Consider the following 24,035-nt stretch of genomic DNA (forward strand, 5'->3'; position numbering starts at 1 on the left):
GGCTCTGCGGCTCAGGCGCCGGTGCCGCCGCCGCCCGGGACGCCCGATGCGGCGGAGATGATCTCGTCGATGAGGCCGTAGTCCTTGGCCTCCTCCGAGGTGAACCAGCGGTCGCGGTCACCGTCGCGGATGATCGTCTCGACGGTCTGACCGGAGTGCTGGGCGGTGATCTCCGCCATGCGCTTCTTGGTGCGGAGCAGGTACTCGGCCTGGATCTTGATGTCCGAGGCGGTACCGCCGAGACCGGCCGAACCCTGGTGCATGAGGATGTCGGTGTTCGGCAGGGCGAAGCGCTTGCCGGGGGCGCCGCCCGTCAGCAGGAACTGGCCCATGGACGCCGCCATGCCCATACCGATGGTCACGACGTCGTTCGGGATGTACTGCATGGTGTCGTAGACCGCCATGCCGGCCGTCACCGAGCCACCGGGGCTGTTGATGTAGAGGTAGATGTCCTTGTCGGGGTCGGCGGCCAGGAGCAGCATCTGCGCCGTGATCTTGTTGGCGATGTCGTCGTCGACCTGCTGGCCGAGGAAGATGATGCGCTCGCCGAGCAGCCGGCTGTAGACCTGGTCGCCGAGGCCACCACCGATGGACGGCTCGCCGGCGGCATAAGGCATCAGATTCGTCACGTGTCCACCTGCTCGTCTCTGACGGCTTCGGCCGTCTCAGCGTCTTGGAACTGGGGGCGGGGACTGACCTGCCCTCGTATTCATGGACCCTAACGCGCAGGTCGGACATAGCCATCCCGGTTCCCGAACTGTTCGCTCGGAGCGCAAGGTAGTTGGGCCCCGGCGACCGTGCGGTCCCGGCCGTCTACGCCGACGGGCCCCGGCCGCCCTGCGGCGTCCGGAGCCCGTCCATGAGTGGGCGCGAGGCTCAGGCCTCGGACTTCTCGTCGCCCTCGGCGTCACCCTCGACGACGGCCTCGACCGTCTCCGTGGCGGCCTCGGTCTCGTCCTCGTCCTCCAGGTCGACGACCTCACCGTTGGTGTCGGTGACCGTGGCGGCCTCGACGACGACGGCCAGCGCCTTGCCGCGGGCGACCTCGCCGACGAGCATCGGCACCTGGCCGCCCTCGACGACGGCCTGGGCGAACTGGTCGGGGCTCATGCCGGAGGAGGCGGCACGCCGCATGAGGTGCTCGGTGAGCTCCTCCTGGTTGACGTTCAGCTTCTCCGTGTTGACCAGCTCGTCGAGGACGAACTGGGTCTTGATGCCCTTGACCGCCTGCTCCTTGGTCTCGGCGTCGAACTCCTCGGCGGTCTTGCCCTGGATCTCCAGGTACTTGTCGAGGGTCAGACCCATCTGACCGAGCTGGTGGTGCTCGAGGTTGTGCTTACGGGTGTTGATCTCGTCCTCGAGCAGCTTCTCGGGGACCGGGACCTCGACCAGCTCGAGCAGCTTCTCCAGGACGCGCTCCTGGGCCTGCGTGGCCTGGTCGTACTGCTTCATGTTCTCGAGGCGCTTGCGGCTGTCCGCCTTCAGCTCCTCGAGGGTGTCGAACTCGCTCGCCATCTGGGCGAAGTCGTCGTCCAGCTCGGGGAGCTCACGGGCGGCGACGGCGGTGACCTTGACGGTGACCTCGGCGTCCTTGCCCTCGGCGGAGCCGCCCTTCAGCTGCGAGGTGAAGGTGGCCTCGCCGCCGGCCTCCAGGCCGGTGACGGCCTCGTCGATGCCGTCGAGGAGCTCGCCGGAACCGATGGTGTACGAAACGCCGTTCGCGACACCGTCGGGCAGGACCTCGCCGTCGACCTTGGCCTCGAGGTCGATCGTGACGACGTCGCCCTCGGCGGCGGCGCGCTCGACCGGGTTGGTGGAGGCGAACCGCTCGCGCAGCTGCTCCACCGACTTCTCGACGTCCTCGTCGGTGACCTCGACGGCGTCGACGGTGACCTCGATGCCCGAGTAGTCCGGGATCTCGATGGTCGGGCGGACGTCCACCTCGGCGGTGAAGTTCAGCGTCTCGCCGTCCTTCAGCTCCGTGATGTCGACCTCGGGCTGGCCGAGCGGGTTGATCTCGGCCTCGTTGACCGCCTCGGTGTAGAACTTCGGGAGGGCGTCGTTGACGGCCTCCTCCAGCACCGCACCACGGCCGAACCGCTGGTCGATGACCCGGGCCGGGATCTTGCCCTTCCGGAAGCCCTTGACCGTGACCTGCTGGTTGATCTTCTTGTACGCCGCGTCGAGGCTGGCCTTGAGCTCCTCGAAGGGCACCTCGACAGTGAGCCGAACCCGAGTCGGGTTCAGGGTCTCCACGGCGCTCTTCACGGTTCGGTCTCCTTGGTGGCTGACTTCTTGGGGTTCGCTGACGCTGCGATTCAGCGGTTCAGCGCATCGGGCCCGGTACATCAGACACACGGGCACGCAGCTTGCATAGTAACGGCAAGCAGGAGGAGCCTCACAACGCGATCTTGCTGGTCGGGGTGGCCGGATTCGAACCGACGACCTTCCGCTCCCAAAGCGGACGCGCTACCAAGCTGCGCCACACCCCGTCGGTGCGAACCGTAGGGTACATGCCCCGGGGCCGTGGGCCGGTCCGTTTTACGGGCGCCAAGGGGGTGCACGGAATGGGGTGTGCACCCGGCGGCACTGACCCGCTACGATGCTCTTCGTGCCGCGCGGTCGTGACCTGCGGCGCGGTCCGTGCGGGCGTAGCTCAATGGTAGAGCCCTAGTCTTCCAAACTAGCTACGCGGGTTCGATTCCCGTCGCCCGCTCTGTGCACTTCGGGCCCTGCCCGGTGGATTTCCACCGGGCAGGGCCCGAAGTCGTTCGCGCGCCCGGCGGGCGGGCGCTCAGAAGCTGATCTGGTTGATCGTCTCCGCTATCGAGTTCATGAATCTGTTGATCGACGGGGCCATGCCCGTCGAGGCGAGAAAGAACCCGAACAGCACCGCCACGATGGCCGGCCCCGGCTTGATCGAGCCGCCGCGGATCAGTACCACGAGGACGACCGCCAACAGCAGCACCACAGACAGTGAAATGGCCACAACTGATCACACCCTCGGTCGGTCCGCCTTGCCGGCCCGGGGACGTGCGGCCCAGCACACCCCCGCCTGCACCATCGTGCCACCAACCTCCTTGCCCCTGCTGCCGGGTGACGAATCGTCGATGTCAAGATCACGCCCACCCGGCCGGTCCCTAGGCCCCGCGGCGCGGCGGCGCGCCGGGCCGGTGGGCCGGCGGAGTGAAATGCGAGAAGGAATACGACGTGATCGTTTCCATGCCCCCACATCTTGGTCACATGAAATTCGAAGGGCGTCGTCGAAGTAATTCATGTCACCCTCCGAGCGCTGCGATATGCCCCGTTTAAGGGGGATTAATTGGGGCATAGGGGGCGTTTGGTGGTGGTTTCAGTTTCGAATGGTCAGTCCACACCGGGTGTTTTACGAATGGGAATGCGCGCGGCTAGGGTGCCTTGAATGTTCCACGCTGCGCACGGATATCAGAGGGCTCCGCTCCCCGAGGCTCCGGAGTCAGGACCGACCCTTCCCACCCGGACAGCGACCGCTGCCGAACCCGTGGCCACCGGCCGGAAGTCCGCCCCCGGACCGGCACCGGAGCCCAAGCAGCCCGCCGGCCGCGACGCCTACTTCGACAACGCGAAGTACCTGGCGATCGTGCTGGTGGCCGTGGCGCACGCCTGGGAGCCGGTGATGGACGGCAGCCGGGCCGCCCGCGCGCTGTACATGATCGTCTACACGTTCCACATGCCGGCGTTCATCATCATCTCCGGCTACTTCTCGCGCAGCTACCGGGGCAAACCGCACCAGCTGCGCAGGCTGCTGACCGGCATCGCGCTGCCGTACGTCGTCTTCGAGGTGGCGTACTCCCTGTTCGCCCGGTACGCGAACGACGACCCGGGGCATCCCCTCAGCCTGCTCGACCCGTTCTATCTGACATGGTTCCTGGCCGCGCTGTTCGTCTGGCGGCTGACCACACCGCTGTGGCAGATCGTGCGCAAGCCGCTGCCGATCGCGCTCGCGATCGCCACGCTGGCGGCGCTCACCCCGAACATCGGGGCGGACCTCAACCTGCAGCGGGTGCTGCAGTTCCTGCCCTTCTTCGTGCTGGGCCTGTGCCTCAAGCCGGAGCACTTCCAGCTGGTGCGGCGGCGCGAGGTGCGGCTGCTGACGCTGCCGCTGCTCGCCGGCACGGCGCTGTTCGCGTACTGGGCCGCGCCGCGGATGCAGCTCAAGTGGTTCTACCGGTCCAGCAGCGTGCAGGAGCTCGGCGCCCCGTGGTGGTCGGGGATCGTGGTCTTCCTCGGCCTGTTCGCGTGCGCGCTGGTCCTGTCGGTCGCCTTCCTGGCCTGGGTGCCGGGCCGCAGGAACTGGATGACAGCCCTGGGCGCCGGGACCATCTGCGGCTATCTGCTGCACGGCTTCCTGGTCAAGGCCGGCGACTACTTCGGCGTCTTCGAGGAGAACGCCTGGCTGGGCGGCCCGCTCGGTCTGATCCTCGTCTCGCTGTTCGCGGCGGGCGCGGTCACGCTGCTGTGCACACCGCCGGTCCGGCGGGCCCTGCGGCCCGTCACCGAGCCCGAGATGACGTGGGCGTTCCGCAGGGACGCGGCGGAGCTCGGCGCCCGCCGCTGAGGTCGCGTCCCGCCGGGGCGGGCTAGGGGGCCCAGTGGATCAGGGCCGGACACCCCCTAGGCGTCGGCGCCCTCGATGCCCAGCAGCCGCCGCGTCTTCGCGTACTTCTCCGTCAGCCTGGCGCGCGTCGTCTCGTCGAGCAGGGCGAGGCGCGCCGGATCGGAGTTGTGCGCGAGGTCGGCCTCCTTGATCAGGAGTGCGCCCGGTGTGGCCAGGATGCGCCGCGTATAGGACGACAGGTCCTCGCCCTCTCCTTTGGTGAGCGCGAGGACCATGTCTTTCACGGACTGCGGCAGCGCCGCGCCGTTCAGCCACTCGCGGCTCAGGACCTCGTCCTCGACCGCGTCGTGCAGCCAGCCAGCGGCGATCTGTTCGTCGCTCCCGCCCCGGGCGCGTACGCCCTCCGCCACGGCGGCGATGTGCTCGACGTACGGGATCCCGGCCTTGTCGGCCTGGCCGGCGTGGGCCTCGCGGGCGATGGCCTCGATCTCGGCGAGGCTCAGGTTCTGCTGCGGCATGGCACGACTCTACGGCTCATCGCGCCACCGCACCCCGGTCGTCGTCACGTCGTTCGGGTAACTGAATATTGACCATTTCTTGACGATTCCTTGACCCGTGCCGGGATCCGGCTCGGGCGGCAGGGACACCGGCGGTACGGCAGCGGGACGGCGCTCACGGCTGACGGCACAGCAGGAGCAGCGCCCGGTCGTCGTTGACGTCCTTGGCCACCGCCTCGATCAGGTGCCAGGCCGCGCCCTCGAAACCGGGGGCGACATAGCGGTCGGCCTCGCCGGTCAGGCGGTCGATGCCCTCGCTGATGTCCCGGTCCGACGCCTCCACCAGGCCGTCGGTGAACAGCATCAGCACGTCGCCCGGGCGCAGGGTGCCCTTGACGGGGTCGAACTGCGCACCGTCGTAGACCCCGAGGAGCGGACCCTCTGCCGCCTTCTCCTCCCAGCGCCCGCTGCCCGCATGCAGTTGGAGCGCGGGCAGGTGGCCCGCGGACAGCAACTCGTAGTCGCCGGAGTCCAGGTCGAGCACCAGGTGGACGGAGGTGGCGAAGCCCTCGTCCCAGTCCTGGCGCAGGAGGTAGCCGTTGGCCGCGGGCAGGAAGCCGTGCGGCGGCAGCGAGCCGAGCAGTCCGCCGAACGCGCCGGACAGCAGCAGGGCCCTGGACGCGGCGTCCATGCCCTTGCCGGAGACGTCGGTGAGGACGACCTCCAGGGTGCGTCCGCCGTTCGTACGGGCCGCGACGACGAAGTCGCCGGAGAAGGACTGGCCGCCGGCCGGGCGCAGGGCCATCTCGCGGTGCCAGCCCTGCGGCAGCCGCGGCAGGGCGCTCTGGACCCGGATGCGTTCGCGGAGGTCGAAGAGCATGGTGCCGCCGCGGCGCCAGGGCACGCCGACCCGGGCCCGGAACTGGGCGATCAGCAGCCCGAAGAAGCCGCAGGCCGCCACGACCAGCACCGTGCCGGGGGTGACCCTGGCCGGGCCCTCGGTGTACGGGCCGAGCGCTATGGATTCCACGATCAGCGCGGCGGCCGCCACCGCGTACAGGCCGATCAGGCTGGCGGGCCGCAGCAGCAGGCCGCCCGCGACGATCGGCAGCACCAGGGCGACCGGGGAGAACCACACCGGGGAGGCGATCGTGCCCCAGGTGATGGCCGGGATCGTCAGCAGCAGGCCGGCGAGCGCGAGCCGGTCGGAGCCGCCGCCGCGGAAGTAGTCGACGGCGGACCGGCGCATGGCGGTACGGGCCCGGTACACGGCTTTCCGCTGCCGGGCCGTGAACGAGTCTGCTGCTGCGCCTCGGGCCATTGCGGTGGACCCTATCCACCCGCCCGCCTCGCGTGCAGGGGGACCCCGCGACAATGCGTTCGAAATCGGGTCGCGACGGGCCGTGCGCGGCTGGTAGGCATGGCATATGACGACTCAACTGCGGGTGTTACAGCGCTCCGAATGGGACCAGTGGTACGGGAAGCTGGAACGCGCCTTCGGCGGTGTGCCCGATTCCCCGCAGGAGCGCAGACTGTTCGAGTCACTGACGGAGACCGCCCGTTCGCTCGGCGCGTGGGACGGCGACGAGTGCGTCGGCACGGCCGGGGCGTTCACGTTCCGGGTCTCGGTGCCGGGCGGCACCATGGTGTCCGCGGCGGGCGTGACGATGGTGAGCGTGGCGGCGACGCACCGGCGGCGCGGCATCCTCACCTCGATGATGCGGCGTCAGCTCGACGACGTCCGGGCCCTGGGCGAGCCGCTCGCGGTGCTCACCGCGTCCGAGCCCGTCATCTACGGCCGCTTCGGCTACGGCACGGCCACCCACCAGTTGTCCGTGGAGGTCGACTCCTCGCGGGTGCGGATCGCCGTGCCGCCGGGCGCGGAGGACGTGCGGCTGCGGTTCGTGACCGTCGAGGAGGGCGCGGCCACCTGCGAGCGGGTGTACCTGCGCACGATCGGTTCACGGCCGGGCATGCTCGCCCGGACGCCGGGCTGGGAGGGCCTGCCGCTGCTCGATCCGCCGGGCGAGCGCGAGGGGGCGTCGCCGATGCAGTGCGTCCTCGCCGAGCGGGACGGCGAGGTCGTGGGGTACGTCCGCTTCCACAACAAGCCCGAATGGTTGCCGACGGGCCCGGAGGGAGCGGTCTCGGTGCGCCACATCGACGCGCTGGACCCGGCGGCGTACGCGGCGCTGTGGCGGTTCCTGTGCGAGATCGACCTGACCTCGACCGTGCAGGCCCGCAACCGGCCGGTGGACGACCCGCTGCTGCACCTGGTGTCGGACATCCGGCGGTGCAGCGTGCGGGTGCGGGACTCGCTGCATGTGCGGCTGGTGGACGTGGGCGCCGCGCTGGAGGCGCGCACGTACGTGGCACCGGTCGATGTGGTGCTCGATGTCGAGGACGCCTTCTGCCCCTGGAACAGCGGCCGTTGGCGGCTGACCGGCGACGCGAAGGGCGCGTCCTGCGAGCGGACCGAGGACGCCGCCGAACTCGCACTGTCCGTACGGGAGTTGGGCGCGGCATATCTGGGCGGCGTGTCGCTGTCGTCACTCGCGGGAGCGGGGCGGGTACGGGAGTTGCGGGAGGGCGCGCTGGCCGAGGCGTCGCTCGCGTTCGGCTCCGATGTCGCGCCGTGGCTGCCGCACGGGTTCTGAGGCGGGTGCGGGGTGCGTCGCCCGGACGCACCCCGCGGACCTAGCGGCTCTGGCAGGCGGGGCACCAGAAGAGGTTGCGGGCGGCGAGACCGGCGGTGCGGATCTCGCCGCCACAGATGTGGCACGGCAGGTTCGCCCGGCGGTAGACGTAGACCTCGCCGCCGTGGTCGTCGACGCGCGGCGGGCGGCCCATCGCCTCGGGGGTGTGCTCGGGACGGACCGTGTCGATGCGGTTGTTGCGCACGCCCTCGCGCATCAGCATCACCAGGTCGTCCCAGATCGCGTGCCATTCGCGCCGGGTCAGATCCTTGCCCGCGCGGTAGGGGTCGATGCCGTGGCGGAACAGGACCTCGGCGCGGTAGACGTTGCCGACGCCCGCGACGATCTTCTGGTCCATGAGCAGGGCGGCGATCGTCGTCCGGGAGCGGGATATCCGGGCCCAGGCCCGGTCCGGCCCGTCGTCCGGGCGCAGCGGATCGGGGCCGAGACGGTCGTGGATCGCCTGCTTCTCCCCGTCGGTGAGCAGCGCGCAGGCGGTGGGGCCGCGCAGATCGACGTACGCGTGCGGGTTCGCGAGGCGCAGGCGCACCGTGTCGGTGGGCGGTGGCGCCGGGGAGTCGGCTGTGTCCCCGAAGTGCACCTTGCCGAACAGGCCGAGGTGGATGTGGACCCAGCCGAGCGGACCGAAGCCGAGGAAGAGGTGCTTGCCGTGGGCCTCGGTGGTCTCCAGCACCTGGCCGTCCACGAGGGCGGCCGAGTCGGAGAACTTGCCCTGGGGGCTGGTGGCGCGCACGGACCGGCCGCCGAACCTCTCGAAGTGGTCGGCGGCCAGTCGGTGGATGGTGTGCCCTTCGGGCATCAGGCGGTCGGCTCCTGCGGGTGGTGCGCCGGGATCGGGGGAAGCTCGCCGGTGGTCTCGTACGCGGAGAGCATGTCGATGCGGCGGGTGTGACGCTCCTCACCCGAGTACGGGGTGTTCAGGAAGATCTCGACGAACTTCGTCGACTCCTCCAGGGAGTGCATGCGGCCGCCGATGGCGACGACGTTGGCGTTGTTGTGCTCGCGGCCGAGCGCGGCGGTCTGCTCGCTCCAGGCGAGGGCGGCACGGACGCCCTTGACCTTGTTGGCGGCGATCTGCTCGCCGTTGCCGGAGCCGCCGATCACGATGCCCAGGCTGTCCGGGTCGGCAGCGGTCCTCTCCGCGGCACGCAGGCAGAACGGCGGGTAGTCGTCCTGGGCGTCGTAGATGTGGGGACCGCAGTCCACGGGCTCGTGGCCGTGGGCCGTGAGCCACTCGACGAGGTGGTTCTTGAGTTCGAAGCCGGCATGGTCGGAACCGAGGTACACGCGCATGGTTCGAGTGTGGCATGCGGGGCAGGCGCACACGGGCCCGGGGCCCGGCTCGGCGCCGCTCGGCCGGGGCGGGCGGACGGGTGCCTGGCGGACCGGTGGACGGCGGACCGGGACGACGAAATCCGCAGTGACGAGTACAACGAAACGGAGTCAGCCCTTCCGTACCGGGGCGTACTGGGTTTCAATTCCCGGGTTCGTAATCCGAGCGGCACCAAGACATAAGGATTCGTCCATGACGTCGCAGACGACCCTCACAAAGGAAGGCGGCCAGTCCCACATCCCGGGGCAGCCGCCTTCCTCCGACGGTCTCAAGGCCGGTCTCAAGAACCGCCACCTTTCCATGATCGCCATTGGTGGCGTGATCGGAGCCGGCCTCTTCGTCGGCTCCAGCTCCGGTATCGCGGCCGCGGGGCCCGCCATCCTCGTGTCGTACGCGCTCGTCGGCCTGCTGGTCGTCTTCGTGATGCGGATGCTCGGCGAGATGGCCGCCGCCAAGCCGAACTCCGGTTCGTTCTCGGCGTACGCGGACCAGGCGCTCGGCCGCTGGGCCGGCTTCTCCATCGGCTGGCTGTACTGGTTCTTCTGGGTCGTCGTCCTCGCGGTCGAGGCCACGGCCGGCGCCGTGATCCTGGAGAGCTGGATACCGGCGGTGCCCCAGTGGGGCTGGGCGCTGATCGTCATGGTCGTGCTGACCGCCACGAACCTGGTCTCGGTCGGCAGCTACGGCGAGTTCGAGTTCTGGTTCGCCGGCATCAAGGTCGTCGCCATCGGCGCCTTCGTCGTCATCGGCCTGCTGGCCGTCTTCGGCGTGCTGCCCGGCTCCGACAACCCGGGCGCGGGCTTCGCGCACCTGACCGACGCCGGCGGCTTTCTGCCCAACGGCGCGGGCGCCATCCTCACCGGTGTGCTGATGGTGGTCTTCTCCTTCATGGGCAGCGAGATCGTCACGCTGGCCGCCGGCGAGTCGGAGGACCCCCGGCGCGCGGTCACCAAGGCCACCAACAGCGTCATCTGGCGGATCGCGGTCTTCTACCTGGGCTCGATCTTCGTCGTCCTGACGCTGCTGCCGTGGAACGACAAGTCGATCACCGAGAAGGGCTCGTACGTCGCCGCCCTGGACTCGATCGGCATTCCGGCCGCGGGCCAGATCATGAACGTCATCGTGCTGACGGCGGTGCTGTCCTGCCTCAACTCGGGCCTGTACACCGCCTCCCGCATGGCCTTCTCGCTGGGCGAGCGCGGTGACGCGCCGAAGGCCTTCGCCAAGGCCAACGCGAAGGGCGTGCCGACCGCCGCGATCCTCGGCTCCGTCGTCTTCGGCTTCGTCGCCGTCTTCTTCAACTACATGTGGAAGGACACGGTCTTCCTCTTCCTGCTGAACTCCTCGGGTGCCGTGGCCCTGTTCGTCTGGCTGGTCATCTGCTTCACGCAGCTGCGCATGCGCGGGATCCTGCTGCGCGAGGCGCCCGAGAAGGTGACCGTGAAGATGTGGCTCTTCCCGTACCTGACCTGGGCGACCGCCGCGATGATCGTGTTCGTCCTGGGCTACATGGTCTACGACGACGCCAACCGGCAGGTCGCGCTCCTGTCGGTGCTCGTGGCCGCGGTCGTCGTGACCATCGGTGTGGTGCTCGACCAGGTCCGCAAGCGCAAGGCGGCCGCGTCGGTCACCTCCGGCTGACACGCCACAACGCCGCAGCCCCGGTCCGGCGACCGGGGCTGCGGCGTTCGTACGTGCGGACCATGCCGCGGCGGGACTCAGCCGCGGCGGCCGATCAGCTTCCAGGTGGTCGGCAGCGCGCCCATCGCCAGGGCCGCCTTGAGCGCGTCGCCGATCAGGAACGGCACCAGGCCCGCGGCGACCGCCTGGCCGAGCGACATGCCGGTGGCCAGCGCCAGGTACGGGACGCCGACCGCGTAGATGATCAGCGAGCCGACGGCCATCGCGCCCGCCGTGCGCAGGACGGTCCGGTCGGCGCCGCGGCGCGCGAGGCCGCCGACGACGGTCGCGGCCAGCAGCATGCCGAGGATGTAGCCGAAGGACGGCATCGTGTAGCCGGAGGTGCCCTGGGCGAACCACGGGACGCCGGCCATACCGGCCACCGCGTACAGGCCGAGGGCGAGGAAGCCGCGGCGGGCGCCGAGAGCCGTGCCGACGAGCAGGGCGGCGAAGGTCTGTCCGGACACCGGGACGGGGGAGCCGGGAACCGGGACGGAGATCTGGGCCGCGATGCCGGTGAGCGCGGCGCCGCCGGCGACCAGGGCGATGTCGCGGACACGGGACGCCGGCAGCAGGTCGGCCAGAACGGTTCCGGGTCGGACAGGGGCGACAGCAGTGCTCATCGGGGCTCCACGGAAGTGCGGGCGGCAGGGGACACGGTGACGGTAGCCCAGGGCATCCGCCCGATCACGAGCAGCCGCCCACAAAGCGGCGGTCGACGCGTTGGTGGAGTGTGGACAAAGGAAGGCGACCATGCGTACCGCGGCGTGATGCTGGTCACTGAGGTCCGGGGCGCGCAGGGCCGTTTTGCGCCACGGACCGGTGCTCGGGGAGACTGTGGACTCCCCATAACTCGTTCCGAGTGAGACGAGAGTCCTCCCCGCTATGCACGACGCGTCGCCCACGCCCCTGGCCGCCGAGGCCGAACCCCTCGAACACGGGCTCAAGCAGCGTCATCTGACGATGCTCGGGCTGGGCGGGGTGATCGGCGCGGGTCTCTTCGTGGGGTCGGGCGCGGGCATCGCCGTCGCCGGGCCCGGCATCGTCCTGTCGTATCTGATCGCGGGCGCGCTCGCGACGCTGGTGATGCGGATGCTCGGCGAGATGTCCTCCGCGATGCCCGCCTCCGGCTCGTTCTCGGTGCACGCGGAGCGGGCGCTCGGCCGCTGGGCCGGGTTCAGCGTGGGCTGGCTGTACTGGTTCCTGCTCGTGGTGGTGCTGGCCGCGGAGGCGACGGCCGCCGCCTCCATCGCGCACGGCTGGCTGCCCGCCGTGCCCCAGTGGGGCTGGGTGCTGGTCTTCATGCTGGTGTTCACCGCCGCCAATCTCGCCGCGGTGAAGAACTTCGGCGAGTTCGAGTTCTGGTTCGCCGCGCTCAAGGTCGGCGCGCTCGTCCTGTTCCTGCTGCTCGGCACCCTCGCGATCCTCGGCCTGCTGCCGGACACCGAGCCGGTCGGCCTGAGCCATCTCACCGGCGACGGCGGCCTCCTGCCGAACGGCTGGTCCGGCGTGATCTCCGGCGTGCTGGCCGTCGTGTTCGCCTTCGGCGGTCTGGAGGTCGTGACCATCGCGGCCGCGGAGACCGCCGACCCGGCCCGCGCGGTGGGGCGGGCCGTGCGCAGCGCCGTGGTGCGCATCCTCTTCTTCTACGTCGGCTCGATGCTGGTGATCGTGACCGTCCTGCCGTGGACCGCGCAGAAGGCGGGGCTGAGCCCCTACGTCACCGTGCTGGACTCGATCGGCGTACCGAGCGCCGGGCGGATCATGGAGATCGTCGTCTTCGTCGCGCTGCTGTCCGCGCTCAACGCCAACCTGTACGGCGCCTCCCGCATGGTCTTCTCGCTCGCCGAGCGCGGTGAGGCGCCCCAGGGGCTGCTGAAGGTGACGGGCTCGGGGGTGCCGCGCCGGGCGGTGCTGGCGTCGGTCGCGTTCGGCTTCGTGTCCGTGCTGCTCAATCTGAAGTGGCCGGACTCCGTGTTCCTCTACATGCTCAACGCGGTCGGCGCGGTGCTGCTGTTCGTCTGGGGTCTGATCGCCGTCTCCCAGCTGCGGCTGCGCCGCCGTATCGAGGCGGAGACGCCGGAGCGGCTCACGCTGCGGATGTGGGCGTTCCCCTGGCTCACCTGGGCGGCGCTGGCGGCCATGGCCGCGGTCCTGGTGCTGATGCTCAACGACGACGCGGCCCGTCCCCAGGTGCTGTGGTCGGGCGGGGCGACCGCGGCGGTGCTGCTGGTGGCGGCCGTCCGCGAGGTCCGCGCGCGGCGGGGATGACCACCGGGACACGCCGTGGCGAGGTGTGGACTTTGCGTGAAGATCGTGACCGTATAGCGGACAACCGTTCCCTGTGAGCGGCGCGCGCGCCCAGACTGTCGGCTGCTCCCCCGTCTCTGCTCATGAACAGGGCCGCCCATGTCCCGGACCTCCGCGCCCGCGCCCGTCGACCAGCAGGCCGACGTCACCCTCGCCCACGGCCTCAAACAACGCCATCTGTCGATGATCGCCCTCGGAGGTGTCATCGGCGCCGGCCTGTTCGTCGGCTCGGGCGCGGGCATCGCCGCGGCCGGCCCGTCCATCGTCGTCGCCTACGCACTCTCCGGCCTGCTCGTCATGCTGGTGATGCGCATGCTCGGCGAGATGTCGGCGGCGAACCCGGCCTCCGGCTCCTTCTCCGTGCACGCCGAGCGCGCCATCGGCCCCTGGGCCGGCTTCACCGCGGGCTGGGCCTTCTGGTTCCTGCTCTGTGTGGCCGTGGGCCTGGAGGCGATCGGCGCCGCCAAGATCATGACGGGCTGGATGCCGGACACCCCGGAGTGGGCGTGGGTCGCCCTGTTCATGCTGGTGTTCTGCGGCACGAACCTGGCCGCCGTGAAGAACTTCGGTGAGTTCGAGTTCTGGTTCGCGGCGCTCAAGGTCGGCGCGATCGTCCTCTTCCTCGGCATCGGCGTGCTGGCCATCGTCGGTGTCCTGCCCGGCACCGAGGCACCCGGCGCCGGCAACCTCACCGGTGACGGCGGCTTCATGCCGAACGGCTCCGAGGGGCTGGTCGTCGGTCTGCTCGCCTCCGTCTTCGCCTACGGCGGCCTGGAGACGGTGACCATCGCCGCCGCCGAGTCCGAGCACCCCGTGCAGGGCGTCGCCAAGGCCGTGCGCACGGCGATGTGGCGCATCGCGGTCTTCTACATCGGCTCCATGGCGGTCATCGTGACCCTCGTGCCGTGGAACGACCCGAAGGTCGTCGAGGTCGGTCCGTACGTCGCGACGCTGAACCACCTCGGCATCCCCGCGGCCGGACAGATCATGAACGTGGTCGTGCTGGTCGCGCTGCTGTCGGCGATGAACGCCAACATCTACGGCGCCTCCCGCATGGCCTGCTCGCTGGTGGCGCGCGGCGAGGGCCCGAAGGCGCTCGGCCGGCTCTTCGGCGGCGTGCCGCGTATCGCGGTGCTCGTCTCCTCGGTCTTCGGCTTCCTGTGCGTGCTGCTGAGCTACTGGCGGCCGGACGACGTCTTCATGTGGCTGCTCAACACCATCGGCGCGATCATCCTCGTCGTCTGGATCTTCATCGCCGTCTCCCAGCTGATCCTGCGCCGCCGTACCGAGCGCGAGGCGCCCGAGAAGCTGGTCGTGAAGATGTGGCTGTTCCCGGCCCTGACCTGGGTCGCCCTGCTGGGGATGGCGGCGGTCTTCGTGCTGATGCTGCGCCAGGAGGAGACCCGGCTGCAGCTGCTCGGGACCGGCGTCCTGACCCTGCTGCTCGCCGCGGCCGGCTTCACGCTCCAGAAGGTGCGCGCGTCGCGTGCCGCGGCGGGCGAATCCGGGACCGCCGGGGTCAGCACGGCAGATTGAGGCTGATCAGCGCGGCCCGCTTGGCGTCCGCGGCCAGCCGCAGTTCGCTGACCGCCGCGTTCCGCAGCTGCGGGAAGACCCTGCGGTAGTCGGCGAGCGGGATGCCGAGGAGCTCGCAGAGCACCAGCCGCAGCAGGGTGTTGTGGGCGACCACGAGCACCCGCTCCCCCTCGTGCGCGCCGGCGATCCGGCGCAGCGCTTCGGACCCCCGGGCCGCCACGGCCCGGGGGTCCTCCGCGTCCGGGAACGGATGGGCCACCGGGTCGGCGCGGAAGGCGTCCGCGCCGGCCGGGTCCTCGGCCGCGAACTCGGCGAGCGTGCGGCCCTCGACGGCGCCGAAATCGCATTCGCGAAGGTCGTGTTCGGTCCGCGGTACGAGCCCGAGGGCCCGGCACGCCGGCTCCGCGGTCTCGATCGCCCGGGAGACGGTGGAGGTCCGGACCGCGTCGACGGGATGCACCTTCGCCCAGGAACCGAGCGCCTCCGCCTGGCGGCGGCCTTCGTCGGTGAGGGCGACGTCGCTGACACCCGCGTAGCGGTTCTCCGCGTGCCAGACGGTCTCCCCGTGGCGGGCGAGCAGCAGGGTGGCGGTCATCGGGTCTCCTCCGTACGGGCGCGTGCGTGCGCGGCGACCGGCTCCGGGAGCCAGCCGCGCCGCTCCAGTTCACCCACCATCGTCAGGTACGGCCCGGTGAAGCGTTCGCTGCGGCGCGGCCGCACCGTCCCGCGCAGGCGCACCATGCGCGCGGCGGCCCCGCTGAGGCTGGCCGCGCCGCCCGCCCCGTACGCCGCGAGGACGGCCATGCCGAGGGCCGGTTCCGCGGCGCGCGGGATGCGGACCTCGCGGCCGAGGATGTCGGCGCGCAGCTGGTTCCAGTGGTCGCTGCGGACCGCGCCGCCGGTGAAGGTGAGCGGTCCGTGCAGGGGGGCGCCGAGCTGGTCGAGGTAGTCCAGGCACAGCCGTTCGGCGAGGCCCACGCCCTGCAGGAGGGCGGCCCAGTGCTCGGCGTCGGAGGCCGGGGTGCCGAGGAGGAGGCCCGTGGCGTCGGGGGCGAGGAAGGGGAAGCGTTCGCCGCGGGACGCGAGGGGGTAGGCGATCGCCCCGGCCGGGTCGAAGGCCACGGCCCGGCGGTCGAGGACGGAGGGGTCCGCGTCCGGGAACGCGGCGCGCAGGGCCCCGCCGCCGACTCCGGAGGCGCCCCCGGGCAGCCAGCTGCCGTCCGCCGAGAGGTGGTTGTAGACCACTCCGGCGGGGTCGTGGAGCGGTTCCACGGCGACACCCTTGAGGACGAGAGTGGTGCCGAGGACCGAGTTCCAGGAGCCGGTGGTCAGCGAGCCGGACGCGATCTGCGCGGCACAGCCGTCGGTCATGCCGGCCACGATCAGGGTGCCTTCGGGGATGCCGGTCTCCTCCTGCGCCGTCCGGCACACCTGGCCGAGTCCGCTGCCAGGCAGCACCACGTCCGGCAACACGCCGTCCGGCAGCCCTTGTTCGCCGAAGGTGCCGCGCTCGGGGTCGTAGCCGGTCTTGAGCGCGTGGCTGGAGTCCGTGGGCAGCGGGTGCCCCGCCAGCCGGGAGACGATCAGGTCGGCCTGGTGCATCACGCGTGCGCCGCCCCGGGCGCCGTACGTCTCCAGCAGCCACAGCGCCCGGCCGGGGCCGCGCCCCGGCGCGCGGCCGTCGTCGTACATCAGCGCCGGGGTCAGCGGGGTACCCGACGCGTCGGCGAGCAGCACGGTCCCGGAGGTGGAGCAGACGGCCAGCGCGCGGGGGCCCGGCCGGCCGCGCAGCGCCTGGCGGACGGCGGCGCACACGGCGGTCCACCAGTCCTCGGGCGACTGCTCGTGGCGCACTCCGTCGCGTCTGCCGGTCAGCGGGGCCGAGCCGCTGCCGATGACGTCCCCGTCGTCGGTGGCGAGCACCGCGCGGGCGCCCTGTGTGCCGAGGTCGATTCCCATCCACATACCGGCTCCTTCTGTGAACTTCTCACTGTGCACCGAGAATTTCCGTTGCGCGAGGGATTGACGCCCAACTGGCCCTGTTCCAAGCTCTGTTAACCAGTCGGCTGAACGTGTGAGAACCGGGGCCCCCAGGGGCCGGGGGCGTGCCCCCAAGGACACAGCGGAGGTCGGGATGGACATGCGCGGACACGACCGGCGGCGGTTCCTCGCCCTGACGGCGGCGGCGTCCGCGGCCCCGCTGCTCACCGCCTGCGGCTCGGGCTTCGGCGACGGCGCGAAGGAGGACGGGGGCTCGGCGGCCGACGACGTGACCGGGTCCTTCGACTGGAAGCGGGCGGACGGCAGGACCGTCAAGGCGCTGCTGAACAAGCACCCGTACACGGACGCACTGATCGCGGACCTGAAGTCGTTCACCGCGAAGACAGGCATCAAGGTCGAGTACGACGTCTTCCCCGAGGACAACTACTTCGACAAGCTCACCGTCGACCTGTCCAGCGGCCGCGCCTCCTACGACGTGTTCATGCTCGGCGCCTACATGGTGTGGCAGTACGGCCCGCCGGGCTGGCTGGAGGACCTCGGCCCCTGGATGCGCAACGCGGCCGCCACCGGCGCCGAATGGGACCAGGCCGACTTCTTCCCCAACCTGCTCCAGGCCGGCCAGTGGTCGCTGAAGGCCGGTGCCCCGCTCGGCCAGGGCGGGCAGTACGCCCTGCCGTGGGGCTGGGAGACCAACGTCGTCGCCTACAACACCGAGGTGTTCGGCAGGCTCGGCCTGAAGCCCGCCGAGTCCTTCGACGAACTGCGCGAACTGGCCGGGACCATCAAGCGCAAGGCGCCGGGCGCCGGCTTCGACGGCATGTACGGGGTCGCGGTGCGCGGCTCGCGCAGCTGGGCCACCATCCACCCCGGCTTCATGACGATGTACGCCCGCAACGGGCTCAAGGACTTCACGGTCGAGGGCGACACGGTGAAGCCCGCGATGAACTCCCCCGAGGCGATCGCCTTCACTCGCGACTGGGCCGACATGGTGAAGAAGGGCGGCCCGCCGTCCTGGACCTCTTACACCTGGTACCAGTGCTCCAGCGATCTCGGGGCGAAGAAGGCGGGGATGCTCTTCGACGCCGACACGGCCGCGTACTTCCAGGCGGTCGAGGGCGCGTCGCCCGCCTCCGGGAAGATCGCCTTCCACCCCGGCCCCAAGGGCCCCGGCGGCTCGCTGGCCACCAACATGTGGATCTGGTCGCTCGGGATGAACGCCAAGTCGAAGAACAAGCTCCCCGCCTGGCTGTTCCTCCAGTGGGCCACCGGCAAGGAGCACCTGCTCAGGAGCGCGGTGCGGCACCACCACATCGACCCGGTGCGGCAGTCGGTCAGCCAGGACGCCGCCTACAAGGACAAGATGAAGGCGATCCCCGGCTTCATCGACACCTTCGAGGCGGTCGTCGGCCAGACGAAGATCCAGTTCACCCCGCAGGAGCAGTTCTTCGACGCCACGACGAGCTGGGCCGCGGCCCTCCAGGAGATCTACGGCGGCAAGAACGCCTCGTCCGTCCTCAACGGCCTCGCGGGCGACCTGGCGTCCAAGGTGGGCTGAGCTTGTCCTCGCAGACGGAGACCGGCCGCGGGGCGGCCTCGCGCGAGGAGGTGGAGCGGGCGGCGCCCGGCGTACCGGCATGGCGCCGCTCGCTGCGTCCCTATCTGCTGATCGTGCCCGCCCTCCTGCTGACCGGAGGCATCCTCTACCCCTTCGGACTGGGCCTCTACTACACGGTGTTCGACTTCGCCGCGAGCAAGCCCGTGCCGGATGTGGTGGGCCTGGAGAACTACCGGCGGATCTTCTCCCAGCCCGCTTTCTGGGACTCCGCGCGGGTCACCCTGCTGTACGCGGTGGGCGCCGCGGCCGTCGAGACGGCCCTAGGGGTCGGCGTCGCCCTGCTGCTGCACCGCTCCACCCTGGTGGGCCGGGTGCTGGAGAAGATCCTGATCCTGCCGCTGATGATCGCGCCGGTGATCGCGGCGATCATGTGGAAGCTGATGCTCCAGCCGTCCGTGGGCGTCGTCAACCATCTGCTGAAGCCGTTCGGGCTCGGCGGGGTGCAGTGGACGGACACGCCCACCGGCGCCCTGCTCACCTCCATCGCCGTGGACGCCTGGGTGTACACCCCGTTCGTGGCCATCCTGGCCCTGGCGGGACTGCGCTCGCTGCCGAGGTCGCCGTTCGAGGCGGCCGCCGTGGACGGGGCGAACTGGTGGTTCACCTTCCGCAGACTGACCCTGCCGATGCTGTGGCCGTACGTCCTGGTCGCGGTGATCTTCCGGTTCATGGACTCGCTGAAGGTCTTCGACATCATCTACGCGCTCACCGAGGGCGGCCCCGGCGACTCGACCGTGGTGCTGCAGATCCGCGCCTACCTGGAGGCCATCCGCTTCCAGCGCTACTCGTTCGGCATCAGCTACACGATCGTGCTGTGGGCCGTGGTCTACCTGGCCGCCATGGTGCTCGTGCGCTACCTCGGCCGTGTCAACGACCGCGCCGCGGAGGTGCCCCGATGACCGCAAAACCCGGGACCGTGAAACGCCGCGTGATCGCCGTCGCCGCGGACGGCGCGCTCGTCCTCTACTTCGTCTTCGCGCTGTTCCCGGTCGCCTGGATGCTGATCCTGTCGCTGAAGCCGGCCGAGCAGCTGTTCAGCACGTACTTCTCCTTCACGCCGACGCTCGACTCGTACCGCACCGTGCTGGGCGCGGGCGACGACCAGGGCGTGCCGTTCGTGCGGTTCTTCCTCAACAGCCTGGTCGTGTCGCTGGGCGCGGTGCTGCTGTCGCTGGCGATCGGGCTGCCCGCCGCGTACGCCGCCGCACGCCGGCACTTCAAGGGCTCCGAGAACCTGATGTTCACGCTGCTGTCGTTCCGGTTCGCGCCCGAACTGACCGTGATCATCCCGCTGTTCGTGCTCTACCAGCAGCTCGGGCTCTTCGACACGTACCTCGGCATGGTGTGGGTGCTCCAGCTCGTCACCCTGCCGCTGATCGTGTGGATCATGCGCTCGTACTTCTCCGACCTGTCGCCGGAGCTGGAGCAGGCGGCGCTGCTCGACGGCTACACGCGCAAGCAGGCGTTCTTCAAAGTCGCGCTGCCGCTGGTGAAGCCGGGCGTCGCGGCCGTGTCGCTGCTCGCGTTCATCTTCGCCTGGAACAACTTCGTCTTCCCGCTCATCCTCACCTCCTCGAACGCGCAGACCGTGACGGTGGGCGCGCTGTCGTTCCTCGGCGGCGACCGGCCCAAGTACAACCTGACGGCGGCCGCCGCCCTCGTCTCCGTCGTCCCTCCGCTCCTGCTGGCCCTCACGATCCAGCGGTATCTGGTGCGCGGACTGTCCTTCGGCGCGGTGAAGTCATGACGGCCGCGATCGCGCTGAGGGGCGTCACCAAGACGTACGGGCGCACCACCGCGCTCGACGGGATCGAACTGGAGGTGGCCGAGGGCGAGTTCTTCTGTCTGCTCGGGCCGTCGGGAGCGGGCAAGACGACCACCCTCAAGACCATCGCGGGCCTGGAGGAGCCCACCGCGGGCACGGTCGAACTCGGCGGCGTGGACATGACGGGCGTGGAGCCCTACGACCGGGGCGTCGCCATGTGTTTCGAGTCGTACGCCCTCTATCCACACCGCTCGGCATATGACAATCTCGCCTCCCCGCTCCGCTCGCCGCGCCACCGTCTCCCCGCGGATCAGGCGCGCGAGCGGATCGGGGAGATCGCCGGCCTGCTCGGCATCGGCGCCCTGCTGGACCGGCCCGTGGGCGAGCTGTCCAACGGGCAGCGCCAGCGCGTGGCGCTCGGGCGGGTGCTGGTGCGGCCGGCGCGGGCGTTCCTGCTCGACGAGCCGCTGTCCCACCTGGACGCCAAGCTGCGCCAGGCGATGCGCGCCGAGCTCAAGGCCATCGGCGCTGTCCGCCGCACGACCACCCTGTACGTCACGCACGACTCGGTGGAGGCGCTCGCGCTGGGCGACCGGATCGGGGTGATCCGGGACGGGCGGATCGTGCAGACGGGCACCCGCGAGGAGATCTGGCACCGGCCGTACGACACCTTCACGGCCCTCTCGTTCGGGCGGCCGCGGATCAACCTGCTGCCGGGGACCGCGGGCGAGGACGGGACGTTCCGCCTGCTGGAGGGCGACTGCGAGGGCGCTCCCCGGGTGGCCGCCGCGCCCGGCACGCCCCTCCAGCTGGGCGTACGGCCGCGGGACCTCGCCCTCGGCGGCGGGGCGGGCTGCGTGCTGACCGGAAGCGTCTACGTCACCGAGCCCCTGGGGCGCTCCGTCGAGGTGACCGTCCGCGTCGGCAGCCGGCACGTCTCGCTCGTCGTGCCGCGCGCCGAGGCCGCACGACTGCGTCCCGACGATCCTGTCCGGCTGACCGCCCGGCCTGAGACCCTGCTGCTGTTCGAGGCCGACGGGCCGCAGGGACCAGGACGAAGGATCGAAGGACACACCTCATGAGCACACCGGCGCAGCGCGGCCCCGCACTCCGTCAGGCGGCGATAGCCGAGTACGTCCTCGCCCGGGGCGAAGGGACGGCGGCCGAGCTCGCCGAGCGGTTCGACGTCAGTCTGATGACCATCCACCGCGATCTCGACGAGCTGGAGAGACAGGGCATCGTGCGCAAGTTCCGCGGCGGTGTGACCGCCCAGCCCTCCGGGGTGTTCGAGTCGAACGTCGCCTACCGGCTCAAGACCATGCGCCGGGAGAAGGCGGCCGTGGCGGCCCGCGCGCTGACCCTCGTCGAGCCGGGCATGGCCGTCATGCTCGACGACTCCACCTCCACACTGGAGATCGCCCGCCGGCTCTCCCCGATCACCCCGCTGACGGTCGTCACCAACTTCCTGGAGGCCCTGACCCTGCTGTCGGCGGAGCGCGGCATCCACCTGATGGCGCTCGGCGGCGACTACGACCCGCTGCACTCCTCGTTCCTCGGGGTCTCGTGCGTGGAGGCCGTCCAGTCGCTGCAGGTCGACATCTGCTTCACCTCGACGTCCGCCGTCTCCGGGGGCTTCGCCTACCACCAGGAGCAGCACATCGTGTCCGTGAAGCGGGCGATGCTCGACTCGGCGGCGCGCAACGTCCTGCTGCTCGACCACTCCAAGCTGGGCCGGGTGGCACTGCACCGCCTGGCCCCGCTCTCCCGCTTCGACCTGGTGCTCGTCGACGACGGCGCCCCGGCCGAGGCGCTGCGCGAACTGGACGAGCACAAGGTCCCCTACCAGATCTGTGAGGTGGGCGATGACTGAGCGGGAGGTGGGCGGGTGACCGAACTGGCCCTGCACGAACTGCGCAAGACGTACACCGCCCGCGGGCGGCCCGCCGTGGAGGCGGTGCGCGGGATCGATCTGCGGCTGGAGTCCGGCGAACTGCTCGGGCTGCTCGGCCCGTCCGGCTGCGGGAAGTCCACGACCCTGCGGATGATCGCCGGCCTCGAACAGGTGACGGGCGGCGACATCCTCGTCGACGGCACCTCCGTGGTGGGACTGCCCGCCCAGCGCCGCAACATCGGCGTCGCCTTCGAGAACTACGCGCTCTACCCGCCGCTCACGGTCGCCGGGAACCTCGCCTTCGGACTGGCCGCCCGGCGCGGCGCCGGCCGGGCCGAGATCGCGCGGCGGGTCGGCGCGATGGCCGAGCGGATCGGGATCTCCGGCCTGCTCGACGCCCGTCCCGCCGCCCTCTCCAGCGGCCAGAAGCAGCGGGTCGCGCTCGCCCGGGCCCTCATCCGCGAGCCCGACGTCCTGCTGCTGGACGAACCCCTGTCCCACCTGGACGCGGGCCAGCGCGACACGACGCGCCGTGAGCTCAAACGGATCCAGCGGGATCTCGGGCACACGACGATCCTGGTCACACACGACCAGGAGGAGGCGCTGTCGTTGGCCGACCGGATCGCGGTGATGAAGGACGGGGTGATCCAGCAGCTCGGCACCCCGCACGAGATCTACGACGCGCCCGCGAACCTCTTCGTCGCCGACTTCGTCGGGGAGCCCGCGATGAACCTGCTCCCGGGCACCGTCGAGACCGGCGGCCTGCTGCGGCTGTCGCCCACCGTGCGCGTGCCCCTGCCGAGGCCCCTCCCCGCGGGCCGCCGGGTGGTCCTCGGCGTGCGCCCCGAGGACCTGCGGCTGACGGACGTCGGCGTACGGGCCACCGTCAGCGCCCACGAACCGCTCCTGGAGGCGGGGATCGCCACCCTCGCCCTGGAGGGCGTGGACCGTCCACTGGTCGTGCAGACCGCACCCGATGTGCGCCCGGAACGCGGCGCGGCCGTCCATGTCGCCGCCGACGCCGAGCTCACGCATGTCTTCGACGCCGATACGGGAGACGCCCTGCGATGAAGATCCTTGCCGCCGGTGACCTGTTCGTCCGCAACGCCCTCATCGAGGCGGCGCTGCGCCACGACCTCGCCGGCCACCCCTTCGACCTGACCGAACTGGCCCTGCCCTGGCCGCTGGAACCCTTCGGCAAGGTGAGCGAGGTCGACGAGGCGAGCGACGCCGAGGACGCCCTGATCGAGGTGCTCGACGGCGTCGAGGTCTGCGTGACGCAGATGGCGCCCTTCACCGAGCGGGTGCTCGCCGCGGCGCCCTCGCTGCGCCTGATCGCCGTCTGCCGCGGCGGGCCGGTGAACGTGAACGCCGAGGCGGCCCGCGCCCGCGGGGTGCGCGTCTGCTTCGCGCCGGGCCGCAACGCGGCGGCCACGGCCGAGTTCACCATCGGGCTGATGCTCTCCGCGCTGCGCCGCATCCCCGAGGCGCACGACTCCCTCGCCCGCCAGGGCCGCTGGGACGCCTCCTACTACACGTACGAGCGGTGCGGGCCCGAGCTGGAGGACACCCCCGTCGGTCTCGTCGGATACGGCGCGGTCGGCAGCCGGGTCGCCCGGGTGCTCAGCGCGTTCGGCGCCGAGGTGGAGGTGTACGACCCGTATGTGCGCGGCGACGTGCACGGCATGCGCGCGTCCTCGCTGGAGGCGCTGCTCACCCGCTCCCGCGTCGTGACCCTGCACGCCCGGCTCACCCCCGAGACCCGGCGGATGATCGGCGCCCGGGAGCTGGCGCTGATGCCGGAGGGTTCGGTCCTGGTGAACGCGGCACGCGGCGGCCTCCTCGACACCGAGGCGCTGTGCGACGCGCTGGACAGCGGCCACCTGGCCGCGGCCGCGCTGGACACCTACGAGCAGGAGCCGCCCGCGCCCGGCTCGCGTCTGCTGAACACCCCGCATCTGGTGCTCACTCCGCATCTGGGAGGAGCGAGCCGGGCCGTGGCGCACAAGGCGGCGGCGATCGCGGCGGCGGAGGTGGCGCGCTACGTCCGCGGTGAACCGCTCGCGCACGCACTGACCTGACACCCGAGCCGA

Annotated in this window: 22 protein-coding genes and 2 tRNA genes; 13 read left to right on the forward strand and 11 right to left on the reverse strand. The window is 70.9% G+C overall.

Translation table 11 applies throughout. The features are described 5' to 3' along the window. Window positions 1-11 precede the first annotated feature (11 nt). The 3 genes from ACF08N_RS09450 to ACF08N_RS09460 all read right to left on the reverse strand — a co-directional run bounded on the left by ACF08N_RS09450 (window position 12) and on the right by ACF08N_RS09460 (window position 2,492). A complete protein-coding gene (locus tag ACF08N_RS09450) occupies window positions 12-617 on the reverse strand; it encodes an ATP-dependent Clp protease proteolytic subunit (protein ID WP_307717845.1) in 606 nt (201 codons plus the stop codon). Window positions 618-876: 259 nt separating this feature from the next. Next, window positions 877-2,268: a trigger factor gene (gene tig, locus ACF08N_RS09455; protein WP_392324011.1), complete on the reverse strand. Its 1,392-nt coding sequence runs from the start codon at window positions 2,266-2,268 to the stop codon at window positions 877-879. Window positions 2,269-2,415: 147 nt separating this feature from the next. Continuing rightward, window positions 2,416-2,492: transfer RNA gene (locus ACF08N_RS09460), tRNA-Pro, on the reverse strand. A gap of 153 nt (window positions 2,493-2,645) precedes the next feature. On the opposite strand from ACF08N_RS09460, the gene ACF08N_RS09465 reads away from it, so the two are divergent. Beyond that, window positions 2,646-2,716 (forward strand) — tRNA-Gly (locus ACF08N_RS09465). Window positions 2,717-2,794: 78 nt separating this feature from the next. On the opposite strand, the gene ACF08N_RS09470 is transcribed toward ACF08N_RS09465, so the two are convergent. Further along, window positions 2,795-2,989 (reverse strand): hypothetical protein, encoded by a 195-nt coding sequence (locus ACF08N_RS09470; protein ID WP_392324012.1) that lies wholly within the window; start codon window positions 2,987-2,989, stop codon window positions 2,795-2,797. A 432-nt stretch (window positions 2,990-3,421) separates the two neighbouring features. On the opposite strand from ACF08N_RS09470, the gene ACF08N_RS09475 reads away from it, so the two are divergent. Next, window positions 3,422-4,597, forward strand: a complete 1,176-nt coding sequence (locus ACF08N_RS09475; RefSeq protein WP_392324013.1) for an acyltransferase family protein — start codon at window positions 3,422-3,424, stop codon at window positions 4,595-4,597. Between the two features lie 56 nt (window positions 4,598-4,653). On the opposite strand, the gene ACF08N_RS09480 is transcribed toward ACF08N_RS09475, so the two are convergent. Together ACF08N_RS09480 and ACF08N_RS09485 are read right to left on the reverse strand one after the other, a co-directional pair. Next, window positions 4,654-5,115 (reverse strand): HD domain-containing protein, encoded by a 462-nt coding sequence (locus tag ACF08N_RS09480; RefSeq protein ID WP_392324014.1) that lies wholly within the window; start codon window positions 5,113-5,115, stop codon window positions 4,654-4,656. Between the two features lie 154 nt (window positions 5,116-5,269). Further along, window positions 5,270-6,415, reverse strand: a complete 1,146-nt coding sequence (locus ACF08N_RS09485; RefSeq protein ID WP_392324015.1) for a PP2C family protein-serine/threonine phosphatase — start codon at window positions 6,413-6,415, stop codon at window positions 5,270-5,272. A 106-nt stretch (window positions 6,416-6,521) separates the two neighbouring features. On the opposite strand from ACF08N_RS09485, the gene ACF08N_RS09490 reads away from it, so the two are divergent. Further along, on the forward strand, window positions 6,522-7,751 hold the full coding sequence (locus ACF08N_RS09490; RefSeq protein WP_392324016.1) for a GNAT family N-acetyltransferase: 1,230 nt from the start codon (window positions 6,522-6,524) through the stop codon (window positions 7,749-7,751). 40 nt (window positions 7,752-7,791) lie between these two features. On the opposite strand, the gene ACF08N_RS09495 is transcribed toward ACF08N_RS09490, so the two are convergent. Together ACF08N_RS09495 and ACF08N_RS09500 are read right to left on the reverse strand one after the other, a co-directional pair. After that, a complete protein-coding gene (locus tag ACF08N_RS09495) occupies window positions 7,792-8,610 on the reverse strand; it encodes an Fpg/Nei family DNA glycosylase (RefSeq protein WP_392324017.1) in 819 nt (272 codons plus the stop codon). Continuing rightward, window positions 8,610-9,104 carry a ribose-5-phosphate isomerase gene (locus tag ACF08N_RS09500; RefSeq protein ID WP_392324018.1) on the reverse strand — a complete coding sequence of 165 codons (495 nt, stop codon included), beginning with the start codon at window positions 9,102-9,104 and terminating at the stop codon, window positions 8,610-8,612. The genes ACF08N_RS09495 and ACF08N_RS09500 overlap by 1 nt, the downstream gene beginning before the upstream one ends. 232 nt (window positions 9,105-9,336) lie before the next feature. Between ACF08N_RS09500 and ACF08N_RS09505 the strand changes: the two genes are divergently transcribed. Further along, window positions 9,337-10,785 carry an amino acid permease gene (locus ACF08N_RS09505; protein ID WP_392324019.1) on the forward strand — a complete coding sequence of 483 codons (1,449 nt, stop codon included), beginning with the start codon at window positions 9,337-9,339 and terminating at the stop codon, window positions 10,783-10,785. Between the two features lie 77 nt (window positions 10,786-10,862). Here the strand turns inward: ACF08N_RS09505 and ACF08N_RS09510 are convergent, their stop codons facing one another. Beyond that, window positions 10,863-11,447, reverse strand: a complete 585-nt coding sequence (locus tag ACF08N_RS09510; protein WP_392324020.1) for a biotin transporter BioY — start codon at window positions 11,445-11,447, stop codon at window positions 10,863-10,865. A gap of 262 nt (window positions 11,448-11,709) precedes the next feature. Here ACF08N_RS09510 and ACF08N_RS09515 point away from each other — a divergent pair, with 262 nt between their 5' ends. Beyond that, on the forward strand, window positions 11,710-13,095 hold the full coding sequence (locus ACF08N_RS09515; protein WP_392324021.1) for an amino acid permease: 1,386 nt from the start codon (window positions 11,710-11,712) through the stop codon (window positions 13,093-13,095). A 138-nt stretch (window positions 13,096-13,233) separates the two neighbouring features. Next, complete coding sequence (locus ACF08N_RS09520; RefSeq protein WP_392324022.1) at window positions 13,234-14,670, forward strand: amino acid permease; 1,437 nt, start codon at window positions 13,234-13,236, stop codon at window positions 14,668-14,670. Here ACF08N_RS09520 and ACF08N_RS09525 read toward each other — a convergent pair. Beyond that, on the reverse strand, window positions 14,654-15,265 hold the full coding sequence (locus ACF08N_RS09525) for a histidine phosphatase family protein (RefSeq protein WP_392324023.1): 612 nt from the start codon (window positions 15,263-15,265) through the stop codon (window positions 14,654-14,656). The genes ACF08N_RS09520 and ACF08N_RS09525 overlap by 17 nt on opposite strands. Beyond that, window positions 15,262-16,635: an FGGY-family carbohydrate kinase gene (locus tag ACF08N_RS09530; RefSeq protein ID WP_392324024.1), complete on the reverse strand. Its 1,374-nt coding sequence runs from the start codon at window positions 16,633-16,635 to the stop codon at window positions 15,262-15,264. Before ACF08N_RS09530 ends, ACF08N_RS09525 begins: the two co-directional genes overlap by 4 nt. Before the next feature lie 169 nt (window positions 16,636-16,804). On the opposite strand from ACF08N_RS09530, the gene ACF08N_RS09535 reads away from it, so the two are divergent. From ACF08N_RS09535 to ACF08N_RS09565, 7 genes are read left to right on the forward strand one after another with little or no spacing between them, the layout of a single operon-like run. Next, a complete protein-coding gene (locus ACF08N_RS09535) occupies window positions 16,805-18,226 on the forward strand; it encodes an ABC transporter substrate-binding protein (protein WP_392324025.1) in 1,422 nt (473 codons plus the stop codon). A gap of 2 nt (window positions 18,227-18,228) precedes the next feature. Continuing rightward, window positions 18,229-19,185, forward strand: a complete 957-nt coding sequence (locus ACF08N_RS09540; protein ID WP_392324026.1) for a carbohydrate ABC transporter permease — start codon at window positions 18,229-18,231, stop codon at window positions 19,183-19,185. Then, a complete protein-coding gene (locus ACF08N_RS09545; RefSeq protein WP_392324027.1) occupies window positions 19,182-20,033 on the forward strand; it encodes a carbohydrate ABC transporter permease in 852 nt (283 codons plus the stop codon). The genes ACF08N_RS09540 and ACF08N_RS09545 overlap by 4 nt, the downstream gene beginning before the upstream one ends. Beyond that, entirely contained in the window at window positions 20,030-21,133 is a 1,104-nt protein-coding gene (locus ACF08N_RS09550) for an ABC transporter ATP-binding protein (protein WP_392324028.1), read from the forward strand. The genes ACF08N_RS09545 and ACF08N_RS09550 overlap by 4 nt, the downstream gene beginning before the upstream one ends. Beyond that, on the forward strand, window positions 21,130-21,921 hold the full coding sequence (locus ACF08N_RS09555; RefSeq protein ID WP_392324029.1) for a DeoR/GlpR family DNA-binding transcription regulator: 792 nt from the start codon (window positions 21,130-21,132) through the stop codon (window positions 21,919-21,921). The genes ACF08N_RS09550 and ACF08N_RS09555 overlap by 4 nt, the downstream gene beginning before the upstream one ends. 15 nt (window positions 21,922-21,936) lie before the next feature. Continuing rightward, window positions 21,937-23,013: an ABC transporter ATP-binding protein gene (locus ACF08N_RS09560; protein ID WP_392324030.1), complete on the forward strand. Its 1,077-nt coding sequence runs from the start codon at window positions 21,937-21,939 to the stop codon at window positions 23,011-23,013. Next, window positions 23,010-24,023 carry a 2-hydroxyacid dehydrogenase gene (locus ACF08N_RS09565; protein WP_392324031.1) on the forward strand — a complete coding sequence of 338 codons (1,014 nt, stop codon included), beginning with the start codon at window positions 23,010-23,012 and terminating at the stop codon, window positions 24,021-24,023. The genes ACF08N_RS09560 and ACF08N_RS09565 overlap by 4 nt, the downstream gene beginning before the upstream one ends. Window positions 24,024-24,035: the final 12 nt, after the last annotated feature.

Origin of the sequence: Streptomyces sp. NPDC015127, assembly GCF_043080095.1 — a bacterium.
Lineage (GTDB): Bacteria > Actinomycetota > Actinomycetes > Streptomycetales > Streptomycetaceae > Streptomyces.

Bases quoted from the DNA above. Each gene is read 5' to 3' on its own strand.
- ACF08N_RS09530 (WP_392324024.1), bottom strand. From the start codon at position 16,635: ATGTGGATGGGAATCGACCTCGGCACACAGGGCGCCCGCGCGGTGCTC.
- ACF08N_RS09555 (WP_392324029.1), top strand. From the start codon at position 21,130: ATGAGCACACCGGCGCAGCGCGGCCCCGCACTCCGTCAGGCGGCGATA.
- ACF08N_RS09450 (WP_307717845.1), bottom strand. From the start codon at position 617: ATGCCTTATGCCGCCGGCGAGCCGTCCATCGGTGGTGGCCTCGGCGAC.
- ACF08N_RS09500 (WP_392324018.1), bottom strand. From the start codon at position 9,104: ATGCGCGTGTACCTCGGTTCCGACCATGCCGGCTTCGAACTCAAGAAC.
- ACF08N_RS09550 (WP_392324028.1), top strand. From the start codon at position 20,030: ATGACGGCCGCGATCGCGCTGAGGGGCGTCACCAAGACGTACGGGCGC.
- ACF08N_RS09520 (WP_392324022.1), top strand. From the start codon at position 13,234: ATGTCCCGGACCTCCGCGCCCGCGCCCGTCGACCAGCAGGCCGACGTC.
- ACF08N_RS09545 (WP_392324027.1), top strand. From the start codon at position 19,182: ATGACCGCAAAACCCGGGACCGTGAAACGCCGCGTGATCGCCGTCGCC.
- ACF08N_RS09510 (WP_392324020.1), bottom strand. From the start codon at position 11,447: ATGAGCACTGCTGTCGCCCCTGTCCGACCCGGAACCGTTCTGGCCGAC.
- ACF08N_RS09480 (WP_392324014.1), bottom strand. From the start codon at position 5,115: ATGCCGCAGCAGAACCTGAGCCTCGCCGAGATCGAGGCCATCGCCCGC.
- ACF08N_RS09535 (WP_392324025.1), top strand. From the start codon at position 16,805: ATGGACATGCGCGGACACGACCGGCGGCGGTTCCTCGCCCTGACGGCG.
- ACF08N_RS09505 (WP_392324019.1), top strand. From the start codon at position 9,337: ATGACGTCGCAGACGACCCTCACAAAGGAAGGCGGCCAGTCCCACATC.
- ACF08N_RS09490 (WP_392324016.1), top strand. From the start codon at position 6,522: ATGACGACTCAACTGCGGGTGTTACAGCGCTCCGAATGGGACCAGTGG.
- ACF08N_RS09475 (WP_392324013.1), top strand. From the start codon at position 3,422: ATGTTCCACGCTGCGCACGGATATCAGAGGGCTCCGCTCCCCGAGGCT.
- ACF08N_RS09525 (WP_392324023.1), bottom strand. From the start codon at position 15,265: ATGACCGCCACCCTGCTGCTCGCCCGCCACGGGGAGACCGTCTGGCAC.
- ACF08N_RS09515 (WP_392324021.1), top strand. From the start codon at position 11,710: ATGCACGACGCGTCGCCCACGCCCCTGGCCGCCGAGGCCGAACCCCTC.
- ACF08N_RS09485 (WP_392324015.1), bottom strand. From the start codon at position 6,415: ATGGCCCGAGGCGCAGCAGCAGACTCGTTCACGGCCCGGCAGCGGAAA.
- ACF08N_RS09495 (WP_392324017.1), bottom strand. From the start codon at position 8,610: ATGCCCGAAGGGCACACCATCCACCGACTGGCCGCCGACCACTTCGAG.
- ACF08N_RS09565 (WP_392324031.1), top strand. From the start codon at position 23,010: ATGAAGATCCTTGCCGCCGGTGACCTGTTCGTCCGCAACGCCCTCATC.